Genomic DNA, 14,305 nt, shown 5'->3' on the forward strand with positions numbered 1-14,305 from the left:
GGATTCTTTCTCTTCTTTTGGCTGAAATTCTGTAAAGGGGGGTTGGGATGTCCGATCTGGCTACCCACGCCAAGCTGGCGCGTTCGCTCGCCCAGCTTCCGGTAAATGTCTACTTCGACGACGCGCTGTTGCAGCGTGAATTGCAGCAATTGTTTCTCAAGGGCCCCCGCTACGTCGGGCACGAGTTGATGGTTCCCGAGAAGGGCGATTTCGCGACCCTGAAATCGGAGAACGAGGGTCGCATGCTGGTGCGCAACGCACAGGGCATCGAGTTGATGTCGAACGTCTGCCGCCACCGCCAGGCACTGATGTTCAATGGCCGGGGGAACGCCAAGAACATCGTCTGCCCGCTGCACCGCTGGACCTACGACCTGAAGGGCGAGCTGATCGGCGCACCGCATTTCGCGGACACGCCCTGCCTGAACCTGTCCAGGACGCCGCTGCAGAACTGGAACGGCCTGCTGTTCGAACAGAACGGCTACGACGTGATGGACAAGCTGAAGCACATGTCCGTGACGAAGGACCTGGATTTCTCGGGCTATATGTTCGACCACGTCGAGGTGCACGACTGCGACTACAACTGGAAGACCTTCATCGAGGTCTACCTGGAGGATTACCACGTCGAGCCGTTCCACCCTGGCCTGGGCAACTTCGTCAGCTGCGACGACCTGCGCTGGGAATTCGGCCCGGACTACAGCGTCCAGACCGTGGGCGTGCATCGCGGCCTGCAGAAGTCCGGCTCGCCGGCCTACAAGGCATGGCAGGAACAGGTCCTGAAGTTCAACAACGGCCAGGCACCGAAATACGGCGCGATCTGGCTGACCCTGTATCCGAACATCATGGTCGAGTGGTATCCGAACGTGCTGGTCGTGTCGACCCTGTGGCCGCTGGGTCCGCAGAAGACGCGCAACGTCGTCGAGTTCTACTATCCGGAAGAATTCGTCCTGTTCGAGCGCGGCTTCGTCGACGCGGAACGCGCCGCCTACATGGAGACGTGCGTCGAGGACGACGAGATCGCCCTGCGCATGGACGCCGGCCGCAAGGCGCTGATGGCGCGCGGCGTGACCGAGGCGGGGCCGTACCAGTCGCCGATGGAAGACGGCATGCAGCACTTCCACGAGTGGTATCGCGGCAAACTCGACGATATTCCTCCGGGGATGTGATGGTTAGTCGCTGATGGCCCCACTCTGGATGTTGTTCGCCAGCTTCCTGTTCGCCGCCATGGGCGCGGCAGTGAAGCTGGCTTCCTCGCTCTACTCGACCTCGGAAATCGTGATGTACCGGGGTGTCATCGGCGCCCTGCTGTTGCTCCCGATGATCCGCCTGCAGGGCGGCGACTTCAAGACACCCTTCCCGAAAGAACACCTGTGGCGCAGCGTCGTCGGCGTGGTCTCGCTGTGGATGTGGTTCTACGCGATCGCGAAGCTGCCGCTGGCGACCGCCGTGACCCTCAACTACATGGCGCCGATCTGGCTCGCCGCCTACATGTTCGTCACCGGCTGGTGGCGCGGCAAGGGCTTGCCCGAATGGCCGCTGGCCCTCGCCATCGCCATGAGCTTCGTCGGCGTGACGCTCGTGCTGCGGCCGGCCGTCGAGACGCATGAATGGGTCGGCGGCCTCGTCGCCATCGGCTCGTCCGTGATCGCCGCGATGGCCTATATGCAGGTGCGCCGCCTGGGCCAGATGGGCGAGCCGGAATACCGCGTCGTGTTCTATTTTTCCGTCACGATGGGCCTGGCGGGCCTCGTCGGCTCGCTGCTCGGCAACGGCATGAATACGTTCCGCCCGCAATCGTGGCACGGCATGGGCCTGCTGCTGGCGATCGCCGCCAGCGGCCTGGGCGCCCAGATCGCGATGACGCGCGCCTACCGCATCGGCAAGGTGCTCGTCGTCGCCAACCTGCAGTACACGGGCATCGTCTTTTCCAGCCTGTGGGGCATGATGCTGTGGGGCGACGTGTTCGACTGGCACGTCTGGCTGGGCATGGGCGTGATCCTCGCCTCCGGGATCGCCGCGACGTTCTACAATACGACGCGCACGGCGCGCGGCGCCGTCGTCAAGGAAACCGATCCCATCGCCAGCGAATAAAGGAGTGCCATGTCCAGCTTCACGACCCTGATCGAACCCGCCGCACTGGCCGCACACGTGAACGACTCCAAATGGGTCGTCGTCGACTGCCGCCACGACTTGATGAACCTCGCCGCCGGCCGGGACGCCTATGCGGCCGGCCACATCCCGGACGCCGTCTTCGCCGACATGGAGACGGCACTGTCGGGCGCCAGGCGCGACGCCGCGGGCAACTTCCGCGGCCGCCATCCGCTGCCGGACCAGGACGCGTTCATCGAGCTGCTGCGCGGCTGGGGCGTGGACGACGACACGCAAGTCGTCGCCTATGATGCACACGGCGGCATGTACGCCGCGCGCCTGTGGTGGATGCTGCGCTGGGTCGGCCACGGCGCCGTCGCCGTGCTGGATGGCGGCCTGCCCGCCTGGCAGGCGGCGGGCCAGCCCGTCGTCACCGATACGCCGGCCCCGCGCGCACGCGGCACCATCGCTTCGCACCCGGCCCTCGTGACGACGGTCGACGTGAACGCGATCCTGCACAACGTGGAACACGGCGGCAAGACCATCGTCGACGCGCGCGCGCCGGACCGCTTCCGCGGCGAGAACGAGACGATCGACCCGGTCGGCGGCCACATCCCGGGCGCGAAGAACCGCTTCTTCAAGGACAACCTGCAGGCCGACGGCCGCTTCAAGGCGCCGGATCAACTGAAGGCGGAACTGGGGGTGGCGGTGGGCGATCCGCGGGACGCCATCATGCAATGCGGTTCCGGCGTGACCGCGTGCCACAACCTGCTGGCGCTGGAAGTGGCCGGGATGCCGGGTGCGGCGCTGTATCCGGGATCGTGGAGCGAGTGGACGGCGGATCCGAAGCGGGCCGTCGCGACGGGCGCGTCTTGAATGGCTTGAAAACGGACGAGCATTAAAAACCGTCATCCCCGCGCAGGCGGGGATCCAATTTTGCATACCCTGCCGCTGCGCGTAAAACTTGGGCCCCTGCCTTCGCAGGGGCGACGTTCATGGGCCGCGTCGATTAATGACTGAAGTCGTACGGCGCCGGCAAAAAGTCCGCCAGCGTGAACAACACGACCGACAGCACGAGGGCCACGACCACGTAGGCGAAGCGCGACGGCTTGTCGCGCAATGCTGCAATCCATTCACTCAAGAGCTTCGCCATGCCGGCCTCCGTTCAGCTAACGGCCCAGCATAGGTCGCGAGGAATCGCCCTGTCAACCGCAGGGCGCAGCGTTTAGTATCTTAATGGCCGTGCGTCAGGACCAGCACGATGACGACGCCGAGGCCGATCAGCAGGACCTGCGGAATCGATTCGCGCACGGTGGCCCGGCGCTGCATCTGCGGCATCAGGTCGCTCACGGCGATGTAGATGAAGCCGGACGACGCGAACACCAGCACATAGGGAATCAGGTCGCTGGCGCGGTCCAGGGTCGCATACCCGAGTATCCCGCCCAGCACGGCCAGCAGGCTGCACAACAGGTTGAACACGTAGGCGCGCACGCGCGAGAAGCCGGCGTTCAGCAGCACGATGAAGTCGCCGATCTCCTGCGGGATCTCGTGGGCGATGATGGCCACGCCGGTGACGATGCCCAGTTGCGGATTGGCGAGGAAGGCGGCCGCGATCAGGATGCCGTCCGTGAAGTTGTGCATGCCGTCGCCGATCAGGATCATCCAGCCGGCGCGCCCGGCCTGGCGCGCGTCGTGGCCATGCGCGTGATGGTGCCCGTCGCCCTCGTGATGGTGCGAATGGCGCAGCAGCGCCACCTTCTCCAGCAGGAAGAACGCGAGCAGGCCGCCCAGCAGGGTGGCGAACAGCGCATGCGTGTCGGCCTTCGACTCGAACGCTTCCGGCAACGCATGCAGCAGCGACGTCGACAGCATGATGCCGACCGACAGGCTGACCATGCGTTCGACGACCTTCGACAGCAGCGTAAAGGAAAACACCGCGGCGGCCGTGATGCTGACCACGCCCGCCAGGCCGGTGGCCAGCAGGATGGAGATGAGAATCGGGTCGATCTGGAAGCCTCTTCTTTTTCTGGGGGCGTGCGGAAGCACACGCCCCGGGCGCAAACCGTTGATTGTAACCCGACGGGCGTGCTGCCGTCAGCCGGCGCCGTGTTCGCGGAACCAGGCCAGCGCGCGCGCGAAGCCGTCGCGGGCATCCTTCGCGTTGTAGCTCGGGCGGTAGTCGGCGTAGAACGCGTGGCCGGCGTCGGGGTAGACGACGATCGCGGAATCGCTCGTCCCCTGGCCCAGCGCGGCCGTCATCCGTTCGACCGTGGCGACCGGGATGCCAGTGTCCTTCGCGCCGTACAGGCCGAGCACGGGCACGGTGAGCGTGGACGCGACGTGGATCGGGTGCGCCGGCTGGCCCGGCGGATTCGGATCGGCCACCAGCTTGCCGTACCACGCCACGGCCGCCGTCACGCGCGGGTTGTGCGCCGCGTACAGCCACGTGATGCGCCCGCCCCAGCAAAAGCCGTTGACGCCGAGCCGGTCGATATCGCCACCGTTCTCGCCGGCCCAGGCCACGCAGGCGTCGATGTCGCCCATCACCTGGGCGTCCGGCGCCTTGCGGACGATCTGCGCCATCAGCGTCGGGATGTCGGGGATCGTGGACGGGTCGCCCTGGCGGATGAAGAAATCGGGCGCCAGTGCGAGATAGCCCTGTCTGGCGAAGCGGCGCGCCACGTCGGCGATGTGTTCGTGCAGGCCGAAGATCTCGGACACGACGATCATCACCGGGAGCTTGTCCTGCCCCGCCGGGCGGGCGACATACACGGGCACTTCCTGGCCGTCGATGGCCAGGCGGATGGTGCCGGCGGCCAGGCCGTCGGACTCGGTGTGGATCACGGACTGCGCCGCGATGGGTAGCGCGGCCGCCGCGAAGCCGCTTGCGTTGTCGTTCATCGCCTTCCTTTGTTGGGTCTTGAAAGGCTTGCTATCTTAGCAGCGAGGCATGGATCCCGTGTGACGCCACGCTTTTAGATATGTTTGACAACATAATATGGCTGAGTATTCTGCATGGCACTCACCCACTTGCGAGGATCATCATGACTACTTCCATCACCGTCAACGGCATGCAGATCCACGTGGAAGAACACGGCACCGGCAAGCCGCTCGTGCTGCTGCACGGCGGGATCATGGCCAGCGAAGCGTTCGGCCCGAACATCGCCGCGCTGGCGGAACACCGCCGCGTGATCGCCCTCCACCTGCAAGGCCACGGCCACACGCCGGACGTGGACCGCCCGCTGCGCTTCGAAACGCTGGCGGACGATGTCGCGGGCGTGATCCGGGAACTCGGCCTGGGCAAGGCCGACCTGCTGGGGTATTCGTTCGGCGGCGGCGTCGCGCTGCAGACGGCGATCCGGCATCCGGACGTCGTCGACCGGCTGATCGTCGTGTCGGCGGCGGCCAGCCGGAACGGTTTTTATCCGGAAGTGCGCACGGCCTTCGACCACATGGACACGCAGGCAGCGCAGATCGGCGCGCACGTCGCGCAGTCGCCGCTGGCCAAGCTGTATCCGGCCGTGAACTGGGAAACGGCTTTCCGCAAGATGGGAGAATTACAGAGCCGCGACTACGACTGGATGCCGCAGGTGAGTGGCATCCAGGCGCCGACGATGCTGGTGTTCGCGGATGCGGATGCGATCACGCTGGACCACATCGCCGGGTTCTACAAGGCGCTCGGCGGCGGCCAGCGCGACGCGGGGCTGGATGGGTCATTGCGCGCCGCCGCCCGGCTGGCCATCGTGCCGGGGACGACGCATTACAACCTGCTGGCGACGACGGAAGTCGCGCGCTTGGCCGGAGCGTTCTTACAGGCTCAGTGAGCCTCCTCCCAGTTCGTCCCGACACCGGTTTCGGCCACCAGCGGCACCTTCAGCGTGGCCACGCCGCCCATCAGTTCCGGCAGCTTCTGCTTGACGAGTTCCAGTTCGTCCTGCGGGACTTCCAGTACCAGTTCGTCGTGCACCTGCATCACCATGCGGGTGCGCAGGGCATCCTTCTCGATCCAGTCCTGCACGGCGATCATCGCGAGCTTGATCAGGTCCGCCGCGGTGCCCTGCATCGGCGCGTTGATCGCGGCCCGTTCGGCGCCGGCGCGGCGCGGGCCGTTCGGCGAGTTGATCTCCGGGAGCCACAGGCGGCGGCCGAATACCGTTTCGACATAGCCCCGCTCCTTCGCGAGCAAACGGGTCTCGTCCATGTAGCGCTTGACGCCCGCGAAGCGCTGGAAATAGCGCTCGATGTAGTTGCTCGCGGCGCCCCGTTCGATGCCCAGGTTCTGCGCGAGGCCGAACGCGCTCATGCCGTAGATGAGGCCGAAGTTGATGACCTTCGCGTAGCGCCGCTGCTCGCTCTGCACTTCTTCCGGCGGCAGGCCGAAGATCTCGGCGGCGGTGGCGCGGTGGATGTCCTCGCCGGCCGCGAACGCGCGCAGCATCGCCTCGTCTTCCGAGATGTGGGCCATGATGCGCAGTTCGATCTGCGAATAGTCGGCCGACACGATCACGCTGCCCGCCGGCGCCACGAACGCTTCGCGGATGCGCCGGCCTTCGCTGGTGCGCACGGGGATGTTCTGCAGGTTCGGATCGTTCGACGCCAGGCGGCCCGTGATGGCGACGGCCTGCGCGTAGTTCGTATGCACGCGGCCCGTCTTCGGGTTCACCATCTTCGGCAGCTTGTCGGTGTACGTCGACTTCAGCTTGGAGAGGCCGCGGTGCTCCAGCAGGATCTTCGGCAGCGGATAGTCTTCCGCCAGCTTTTGCAGGACCTCTTCGTCGGTGGACGGCGCGCCGGTCGCCGTCTTCTTGATGACGGGGAGCTGCAGCTTGCCGAAGAAGATCTCGCCGATCTGCTTGGGCGAGCCGAGGTTGAACGGGCCGCCGGCCAGTTCATACGCCTGCTGTTCCAGTTCCATGATGCGCGCGGCCAGCTCGTTCGACTGCGCCGCCAGTTTATCCGCGTCGACCAGCACGCCGTTGCGCTCGATCTTCTGCAGCACGACGGACGTCGGCAGCTCGATGTTGCGGTAGATATAGTCCAGGCCCTTGTCGCTTTCCACGTGGCCGATCATCGCGTGGTGCAGGCGCAGGGTGATGTCGGAGTCCTCGGCCGCGTACTCGGTCGCGCGGCCCAGTTCCACCTGGTCGAAGCAGATCTGGTTCACGCCCTTGCCGCACACGTCGACGAAGGGAATGGTCGTATAGCCCAGGTGGCGCAGCGCCATCGTGTCCATGTCGTGCGGCTTGTGCGATTCGAACACGTACGATTGCAGCAGGGTGTCGTGCACGATGCCGCGCAGTTTCACCCCGTGGTTTTCGAAGATGTGGCTGTCGTATTTCAGGTTCTGGCCCAGCTTCGGCTTGTCCGGATTTTCCAGCCACGGCTTCATGCGCTCGAGGACGTCCTCGCGGTTCAGCTGCTCCGGCACGCCGGCGTAGCGGTGCGCGAGGGGGATGTACGCGCCCTTGCCCGCCTCCACCGACAGCGAGATACCGACCATTTCCGCCGTCATCGGATCCAGCGACGTCGTCTCCGTGTCGACGGAAGTCAGTGCCGCCTGGTCGATCAGCGCGAGCCAGCGCTCCAATTGCTCCTGCGTGGTGACGGTCTCGTACTCGCCCTTGATGATCGGCATGCCCGGTTGCGTACCCGACGCGCCTTCCGGCGAATTCAGCGCCGGCGCACCGGGCGCGCCAGGCATGCCGTACTTGCCCGCGTTGCCGGGACCGATCTCGCGCAGCATCGTTTTAAAGCCGTAGCGCTGGAAGAAATCGCGCAGCGCGTCCTTGTCCTCCGGGCGCCCGATGAGCGTCTCCTCGATCGACACGACGTGGCCCACGAGGTCGCAGTCCGTCTTCACGGTGATCAGTTCGCGGCCCTTCGGCAGCCATTCCAGCGCGGCGCGCAGGTTCTCGCCAACGGCGCCCGTGATCGACGCCGCGTTCTCGATGACGCCGTCCAGCGAGCCGTGCAGGGTCAGCCACTTGAGGGCCGTCTTCGGGCCGCACTTGGTGACGCCGGGGACGTTGTCCACGGTGTCGCCGATCAGGGTCAAATAGTCGATGATGCGGTTCGGCGGCACGCCGAACTTGGCCAGCACGCCCGCTTCGTCGAGTTTTTCGTTGCTCATCGTGTTGATCAGCATGACCTTGTCGTTGACGAGCTGGGCGAGGTCCTTGTCGCCGGTCGAGACGACCGTGTTCAGGCCGCGCGCCGTCGCCTGCGCCGCGAGCGTGCCGATGACGTCGTCCGCTTCGACGCCCTCCACCATCAGGATCGGCCACCCCATATGGCGCACGACTTCGTGGATCGGCTCGATCTGCTTGGCCAGGTCTTCCGGCATCGACGCGCGCGTGGCCTTGTATTCGGGATACAGGTCGTCGCGGAAGGTCTTGCCCTTCGCGTCGAACACGCAGGCGATGTACGCGGCCGGGAAGTCCGCGCGCAGGCGGCGCAGCATGTTGACCATGCCATGCATCGCGCCGGTCGGGTAGCCGTCCGGGCTGCGCAGGTCGGGCAGCGCGTGGAAAGCGCGGTAGAGATAGCTGGAACCGTCGACGAGAAGCAGGGTGTTGTCCATAGGGCAGAGTAAAAAGTGGGCCGCGGCGGCACGGCAAAACGTGCGCCATTATCGCAGAATCGGGAATGGAGAAAAGCTGGGCAGGCGATGTCATCCAGATGGGGACGAAGCCACACTTTTCACAGAGAAGTGGCGCCGTTTGTTACAATGAACTAAACGACAAAGGTGATCATCATGCCGCGTACCCCTATCCGCCTCGCCACTTTCGCGCTTTTCCTGACTTGCCAGGCAGGATTGGCCGTGGCCCAGCAGCAGACCACGCAGCCGACCCCGAGCCCGGCACCGCCGAAACTCGAGCGTATCGAGCCGGGCAGCGACGTTCCCGCGACCACGATTCCGCCGAAGCGCGGCACCCAGATCAAGGAAACGCGCGACGGCGGCCAGGTCACCGAAGTCGAAGTCACCACGCCCGGTGGCAGCCATTACTACATGAAACCGAACACCCAGCCCGGCAACGCGCAGACGAATTCGATCCGCGCGCCGCAGTGGAAGGTGGGTGAGTTCGATCTGTCGGGCAAGCGGAAAGCCACGAGCGAATCCGGCACCAACGCCCCGACGACGGCCGACGTGCCGCCTCCTCCTCCCATGCCGGCTACCGCCGAGCCAGAGAAGAAGTAACAAGCCCGGTCGCCTGAGGCGACCGCTACCGCGACTTTTCTTTCCTACACAATGGCAGTCTTCACCCCGGTCACGCTGGATGACCTCTCCCAGTGGATCAAGCAATTTCCTCTTGGCAAAGCACTCGCGCTCAAGGGCATCGCGAGCGGTATCGAAAACAGTAATTTCTTTCTGACGACGGAACGCGGCGAGTACGTCCTCACCATCTTCGAAAACCTCAGCTTCGAGCAACTGCCCTTCTACGTGCAGCTGATGCGTCACCTGGCCGAGCGCGGCATTCCCGTGCCGGCGCCGGTGGCGAACGACGCCGGCGAGCTCGTCGTGGCATTGCACGGCAAGCCGGCCGCCATCGTCAGCAAGCTCGACGGCAGTTCGCAGATGGATCCGCAACCGGTCCACTGCGCCGAAGTGGGCACGATCCTCGCGAAGATGCACCTGGCCGGGCGCGACTTCCCGCTGCAGCAGCCGAACCTGCGCGGGCTGGACTGGTGGGTCGAGACGGTGCCGAAGGTCTTGCCGTTCCTCGATGCCGAGACGGCCGCGCTGCTGCAATCCGAACTGGCGTTCCAGAGCGAGTTCGCGGCCGGTCCGACGTACGCCGAACTGGAACGCGGCCCCGTCCACGCCGACCTGTTCCGCAACAACGTGATGTTCGTCGGCGAACGCCTGTCCGGCTGCTTCGACTTTTATTTTGCCGGCTGGGACACGTGGCTGTTCGACCTGGCCGTCACCGTCAACGACTGGTGCATCGACCTGGACACCGGCCGCCTCGACGAGGCACGCGTCGTGGCGCTGACGCGCGCCTACCACGCGGTGCGTCAATTTACGGCGGCCGACCACGCGGCATGGCTGCCCATGCTGCGCGCAGCGGCGCTGCGCTTCTGGCTGTCGCGCCTGTATGATTATCACCGTCCGCGCGAAGCCGAAATGCTCACGCCGCACGATCCGACTCACTTCGAAAGAGTCCTGCGCGAGCGCATCGCACGGGGCGCCCCCAACTTGACAGCATGAACGATTTACCCGCACGTACCGGATGGGAGTGGCTGAAACAAGGCATGGGCCTGTTCCGCAAACAGCCTGCCGCCCTGACGACGCTCCTCTTCGCCAATATCCTGTTCAGCATCGGCCTGTCGGCCGTGCCGATCCTGGGTTCGGTACTTGCGGTCATATTGATTCCGTCGTTCACGATGGCCTTCATGCAGGCGTGCCTGATGATCGAGAACGGCGACCGGGTCACCCCGGCCGTGCTGCTGACGGGTTTCCGCCAGCCGGCGCTCGTCGCGCTGTGCAAACTGGGGCTCGTCTACCTGGCCGTGTCGCTGCTGATGATGGTGATCACCCGGCTGGCGATTCCGCCCGAGGTGATCATGCAGATGATGCCGCGGCCGGACGCCAAGACGCCGCCCAACGTGCAGACGTCGCACATGCTGGCCCTGTTCGGCGTCTTCCTGCTGGACGTGGCCGTGCTGGTGACGCTGTGCTTCGCCGCCCCGCTCACCTACTGGAAGCACATGGGACCGGGCAAGGCGACGTTCTACAGCTTCTTCGCCGTCATCCGCACGGCGCGGCCATTCCTCGTGCTGCTGGCGGCGTGGTTCGGCATCTTCTTCGGCGTGTGCATCGTGGCCGCGCTGGTATTCGGCGACGCGGCGCTGGGCCGCGTCGTGCTGATGTGGCTGATCTTCCTGTTCATGCTGCTGCTGCAGTGCGCGATGTATGCCGGCTACCGCACCATCTTCGGCAAGCCGGCCGACAAGGCGCCGCAGCCCGCTTGATCAGCGGCCGATCCGCTCCAGCTTGGCCACCGACAGGTCGAGCACCTTCATCCCCGCCGCGCCAAAATTGATCTGCGCGCGCGCGTTGCTGCCGCCGCCTTCGATGTTGACGATCACGCCCTCGCCGAAGCGCGCGTGACTCACCGATTCCCCGATGCGCCAGCCGGTGCCGTTGCCGCTGGTCGACTTTTGCGCGATCTGCTTGGCGATCTGGTTGTCCATGCCGCCTTCGCGGAACGTAGCGTCGTCCCATGCCGTCGTCGACTTGCGGCCCGCGAACCAGTTCGTCTGCACGCGCGGCGTCAGCCATTTCAGCGCGTGCTCCGGCAGCTCGTCGAAGAAGCGCGACTTCATGTTGAAGCGCGTCTGGCCGTGCAGCATGCGCTGCTGGGTAAAGCTCATGTACAGGCGCCGGCGCGCGCGCGTGATCGCCACGTACATCAGGCGGCGTTCCTCGTCCACGCCGTCCATCTCGCGCGCGCTGCTCTCGTGCGGGAACAGGCCCTCTTCCAGGCCTGTGATGAACACGGCGTCGAATTCCAGGCCCTTCGCAGAGTGCACGGTCATCAGCTGGATCGCTTCCTGGCCGGCCTGCGCCTGGGCGTCGCCCGCTTCCAGGGACGCGTGCGCGAGGAAGGCGGACAGCGGCGACATCACGGCCGCCAGCGGCGCATCGCCATCGAGCACCTCGACGCCGTCGCCATCGACGATCGCCGTGCCGCTCGCCGCGACCGCCTGCGGGCCGAGGTGGGCCGGAGCATGCGTACCAAAACCTTCTTCCTGCACGAACTGGGTGGCCGCACCGACCATCTGCTGCAAGTTCTCGATGCGTTCCTGGCCTTCTTTCTCGTTGCCGTAGTGCGCGAGCAGCGTGCTGCGCTCGAGCACGACGCGCACCATTTCCGGCAACGGCAATTGCTGGGTCTCGAAGCGCGCGCTCTCGATCAGTTTCACGAAGTTGCCGAGCGCCGTGCCCGCCTTGCCCGTCATGTAGGGCACGGCCGCGTACAGCGACACGCGGTACGTCTCCGCCGCCATCTGCAGCTGCTCGATCGAGCGGGCGCCGATGCCGCGCGTCGGGAAATTCACGACGCGCAGGAAGGCCGAGTCGTTGTGCGGGTTGTCCATCAACTGCAGGTAGGCGATGGCGTGCTTGACCTCGGCGCGCTGGAAGTAGCGCAGGCCGCCGTACACGGTGTACGGCAGGCCGGCCGCGAACAGCGCGTGCTCGATCACGCGGCTCTGCGCGTTGGAGCGGTACAGCACGGCGATCTCGCTTTTCGACACGCCTTCGGCCATCAGGCTCTTGGCTTCGTCGATGATCCACTGCGCCTCTTCCAGGTCGGACGACGCTTCGTAGATGCGCACCGGCTCGCCCAGCCCCGCGTCCGTGCGCAGGTTCTTGCCGAGGCGTTTCGCGTTGTTCGAGATGAGGTGGTTGGCGCTGTCGAGGATATTGCCGTGCGAGCGGTAGTTCTGCTCCAGCTTGATCAGGTTCCTCACCTCGAAGTCGCGTTCGAACGCCTGCATGTTGCCCACGTTCGCACCGCGGAATGCGTAGATGCTCTGGTCGTCGTCGCCGACGGCGAACAGGGCGCCGCCGCGCTGCTCGCCGTGGCCCGCCAGCAGCTTCAGCAGGTTGTATTGCAGGTCGTTGGTGTCCTGGAACTCGTCGACGAGAATGTGGCGGAAGCGCATCTGGTAATGCTGGCGCAGCGGGTGATTGCGCTGCAGCAGTTCATACGCGCGCAGCAGCAGCTCGGCGAAGTCGACGACGCCTTCGCGCTGGCATTGCTGATCGTACAGGTCGTACAGCTCGGCCATGCGCTTCTGCACGTGGTCGTACGCCTCGACCTCGTGCGCGCGCTGGCCCCGGTCCTTGGCGTTGTTGATGAAGTACATCAGGTCCTTGGCCGGGTACTTCTCGTCGTCCACGTTCAGCGCTTTCAGCATGCGCTTGATCATCGACAGCTGGTCTTGCGAATCGAGGATCTGGAACGTCTGCGGCAGCGCGGCGTCGCGGTGGTGCGTGCGCAGCAGGCGGTTGCACAGGCCGTGGAACGTGCCGATCCACATGCCGCGGGTATTCACCGGCAGCATTGCCGAGAGGCGCGTGAGCATCTCCTTGGCGGCCTTGTTCGTGAAGGTCACGGCCATGATGCCGGCCGGGGACACCTGCCCGGTCTGGATCAGCCAGGCGATGCGGGTGGTCAGCACCCGCGTCTTGCCGGACCCGGCGCCCGCGAGAATGAGGGCGCTCTGGGACGGCAGCGTGACGGCCGCCAGTTGTTCGGGGTTCAGATTGTCGAGGAGATTCATGAGGGCATTATAAAACGTCGGGACGCCCTCGGCATCGCCGCGGCAGGATTTTTACTGATGATATATACAGTATCACAACATTCGGACACGCCTGTGCAAATGTTTCCGCAAGGCTCGCGGGCGCCGGGTTGATCGCTTTTGACGTACTTTTGACGACAGATGCGGTCCAGCTCCTGATGCGGGCATGGACCGGTTTTGTGTAACGCAAGCGAACGCAATAGCATAAGGAGGTAACAAATGCTGAACCGTGTAGTGACGGTCGCCGCGCTGGCCGTCGGCGGCATGATGCTGTCCAAAAAACTCAAAGGCAATAAATCGGGCATGGACTCGTCGATCATCGAAACCATCGAGGTCAACGTCCCCGTGCGTACCGCCTACAACCAGTGGACCCAGTTCGAGGACTTCCCGCAGTTCATGGGCAGCGTCCATGAAATCCGCCAGCTGGACGACAAGCACCTGCACTGGAAGGCCAACGTGGCCGGCGAAGAGAAGGAATGGGATGCCGAGATCACGGAACAGATCCCGGACAAGCGCATCGCCTGGCGCAGCACGAGCGGCGTGCCGAACGGCGGCGTGGTGTCCTTCCACAAGATCTCGGACGACGTCACCCGCATCACCCTGCAGATGGATTACCAGCCTGAAGGCGCGATCGAGAAGATCGGCGACGCCCTCGGCGCCGTCCGCCTGGAAGCCCGCGGCAACCTGCAGAAGTTCAAGGACCTGCTCGAGAAGCGCGGCAAGGAAACGGGCGCATGGCGCGGCAGCATCTCGCAGCACTGAGCACGACGTCTCTCATGAGCGCCGCCCGCCGGGCGGCGTTTTTTTTGGCAGGCGATCGTTGCGGACACGACCGACGGTGCGTTACCTAACACGGTACATGGGCGACCGGGGAGTAGGATGAAACCCTGACGGCATATCGGAATATGCC

13 protein-coding genes are annotated in these 14,305 nt (G+C 65.1%); 8 read left to right on the top strand and 5 right to left on the bottom strand.

Features of this window, described 5'->3' with window-relative positions; translation table 11 throughout:
- Positions 1-47 precede the first annotated feature (47 nt).
- The 3 genes from ACEN9H_RS25555 to ACEN9H_RS25565 are packed head-to-tail and all read left to right on the top strand — an operon-like array spanning position 48 to position 2,961.
- Positions 48-1,163 (top strand): aromatic ring-hydroxylating oxygenase subunit alpha, encoded by a 1,116-nt coding sequence (locus tag ACEN9H_RS25555; RefSeq protein WP_056122456.1) that lies wholly within the window; start codon positions 48-50, stop codon positions 1,161-1,163.
- A 13-nt stretch (positions 1,164-1,176) separates the two neighbouring features.
- Entirely contained in the window at positions 1,177-2,088 is a 912-nt protein-coding gene (locus tag ACEN9H_RS25560; protein ID WP_413672544.1) for a DMT family transporter, read from the top strand.
- A gap of 9 nt (positions 2,089-2,097) precedes the next feature.
- On the top strand, positions 2,098-2,961 hold the full coding sequence (locus ACEN9H_RS25565; protein ID WP_413672545.1) for a sulfurtransferase: 864 nt from the start codon (positions 2,098-2,100) through the stop codon (positions 2,959-2,961).
- A gap of 133 nt (positions 2,962-3,094) precedes the next feature.
- Here the strand turns inward: ACEN9H_RS25565 and ACEN9H_RS25570 are convergent, their stop codons facing one another.
- The 3 genes from ACEN9H_RS25570 to ACEN9H_RS25580 form a co-directional block, all read right to left on the bottom strand.
- Complete coding sequence (locus ACEN9H_RS25570) at positions 3,095-3,238, bottom strand: hypothetical protein (RefSeq protein WP_156403652.1); 144 nt, start codon at positions 3,236-3,238, stop codon at positions 3,095-3,097.
- An 80-nt stretch (positions 3,239-3,318) separates the two neighbouring features.
- The gene (locus tag ACEN9H_RS25575; RefSeq protein ID WP_229411932.1) at positions 3,319-4,020 is read right to left on the bottom strand and encodes a ZIP family metal transporter; all 702 of its coding nucleotides are present in this window, start codon (positions 4,018-4,020) and stop codon (positions 3,319-3,321) included.
- 159 nt (positions 4,021-4,179) lie between these two features.
- Positions 4,180-4,986 (bottom strand): dienelactone hydrolase family protein, encoded by an 807-nt coding sequence (locus tag ACEN9H_RS25580; RefSeq protein WP_413672546.1) that lies wholly within the window; start codon positions 4,984-4,986, stop codon positions 4,180-4,182.
- 143 nt (positions 4,987-5,129) lie between these two features.
- Between ACEN9H_RS25580 and ACEN9H_RS25585 the strand changes: the two genes are divergently transcribed.
- Positions 5,130-5,909, top strand: a complete 780-nt coding sequence (locus ACEN9H_RS25585) for an alpha/beta fold hydrolase (RefSeq protein WP_413672547.1) — start codon at positions 5,130-5,132, stop codon at positions 5,907-5,909.
- Here ACEN9H_RS25585 and polA read toward each other — a convergent pair.
- Positions 5,903-8,665 carry a DNA polymerase I gene (gene polA / locus ACEN9H_RS25590; protein ID WP_413672548.1) on the bottom strand — a complete coding sequence of 921 codons (2,763 nt, stop codon included), beginning with the start codon at positions 8,663-8,665 and terminating at the stop codon, positions 5,903-5,905. The genes ACEN9H_RS25585 and polA overlap by 7 nt on opposite strands.
- 174 nt (positions 8,666-8,839) lie before the next feature.
- Here polA and ACEN9H_RS25595 point away from each other — a divergent pair, with 174 nt between their 5' ends.
- The 3 genes from ACEN9H_RS25595 to ACEN9H_RS25605 are packed head-to-tail and all read left to right on the top strand — an operon-like array spanning position 8,840 to position 11,058.
- Positions 8,840-9,283: a DUF2782 domain-containing protein gene (locus ACEN9H_RS25595; RefSeq protein ID WP_371766101.1), complete on the top strand. Its 444-nt coding sequence runs from the start codon at positions 8,840-8,842 to the stop codon at positions 9,281-9,283.
- Between the two features lie 51 nt (positions 9,284-9,334).
- Positions 9,335-10,294 (top strand): homoserine kinase, encoded by a 960-nt coding sequence (locus ACEN9H_RS25600; RefSeq protein WP_413672549.1) that lies wholly within the window; start codon positions 9,335-9,337, stop codon positions 10,292-10,294.
- Complete coding sequence (locus ACEN9H_RS25605) at positions 10,291-11,058, top strand: BPSS1780 family membrane protein (protein WP_413672550.1); 768 nt, start codon at positions 10,291-10,293, stop codon at positions 11,056-11,058. Before ACEN9H_RS25600 ends, ACEN9H_RS25605 begins: the two co-directional genes overlap by 4 nt.
- Here the strand turns inward: ACEN9H_RS25605 and ACEN9H_RS25610 are convergent, their stop codons facing one another.
- A complete protein-coding gene (locus ACEN9H_RS25610; protein ID WP_413672551.1) occupies positions 11,059-13,377 on the bottom strand; it encodes a UvrD-helicase domain-containing protein in 2,319 nt (772 codons plus the stop codon).
- Positions 13,378-13,614: 237 nt separating this feature from the next.
- On the opposite strand from ACEN9H_RS25610, the gene ACEN9H_RS25615 reads away from it, so the two are divergent.
- Complete coding sequence (locus ACEN9H_RS25615; RefSeq protein WP_082577021.1) at positions 13,615-14,157, top strand: SRPBCC family protein; 543 nt, start codon at positions 13,615-13,617, stop codon at positions 14,155-14,157.
- The last annotated feature ends 148 nt before the right edge of the window (positions 14,158-14,305 follow it).

Source organism: Massilia cellulosiltytica, from assembly GCF_047325105.1.
Taxonomy (GTDB): Bacteria; Pseudomonadota; Gammaproteobacteria; order Burkholderiales; family Burkholderiaceae_D; genus Telluria; species Telluria orientalis.

Coding starts and splice junctions, on each gene's coding strand:
- ACEN9H_RS25585 (WP_413672547.1), top strand. CDS start 5,130: ATGACTACTTCCATCACCGTCAACGGCATGCAGATCCACGTGGAAGAA.
- ACEN9H_RS25610 (WP_413672551.1), bottom strand. CDS start 13,377: ATGAATCTCCTCGACAATCTGAACCCCGAACAACTGGCGGCCGTCACG.
- ACEN9H_RS25600 (WP_413672549.1), top strand. CDS start 9,335: ATGGCAGTCTTCACCCCGGTCACGCTGGATGACCTCTCCCAGTGGATC.
- ACEN9H_RS25560 (WP_413672544.1), top strand. CDS start 1,177: ATGGCCCCACTCTGGATGTTGTTCGCCAGCTTCCTGTTCGCCGCCATG.
- ACEN9H_RS25615 (WP_082577021.1), top strand. CDS start 13,615: ATGCTGAACCGTGTAGTGACGGTCGCCGCGCTGGCCGTCGGCGGCATG.
- ACEN9H_RS25605 (WP_413672550.1), top strand. CDS start 10,291: ATGAACGATTTACCCGCACGTACCGGATGGGAGTGGCTGAAACAAGGC.
- ACEN9H_RS25565 (WP_413672545.1), top strand. CDS start 2,098: ATGTCCAGCTTCACGACCCTGATCGAACCCGCCGCACTGGCCGCACAC.
- ACEN9H_RS25595 (WP_371766101.1), top strand. CDS start 8,840: ATGCCGCGTACCCCTATCCGCCTCGCCACTTTCGCGCTTTTCCTGACT.
- ACEN9H_RS25580 (WP_413672546.1), bottom strand. CDS start 4,986: ATGAACGACAACGCAAGCGGCTTCGCGGCGGCCGCGCTACCCATCGCG.
- ACEN9H_RS25570 (WP_156403652.1), bottom strand. CDS start 3,238: ATGGCGAAGCTCTTGAGTGAATGGATTGCAGCATTGCGCGACAAGCCG.
- ACEN9H_RS25555 (WP_056122456.1), top strand. CDS start 48: ATGTCCGATCTGGCTACCCACGCCAAGCTGGCGCGTTCGCTCGCCCAG.
- polA (WP_413672548.1), bottom strand. CDS start 8,665: ATGGACAACACCCTGCTTCTCGTCGACGGTTCCAGCTATCTCTACCGC.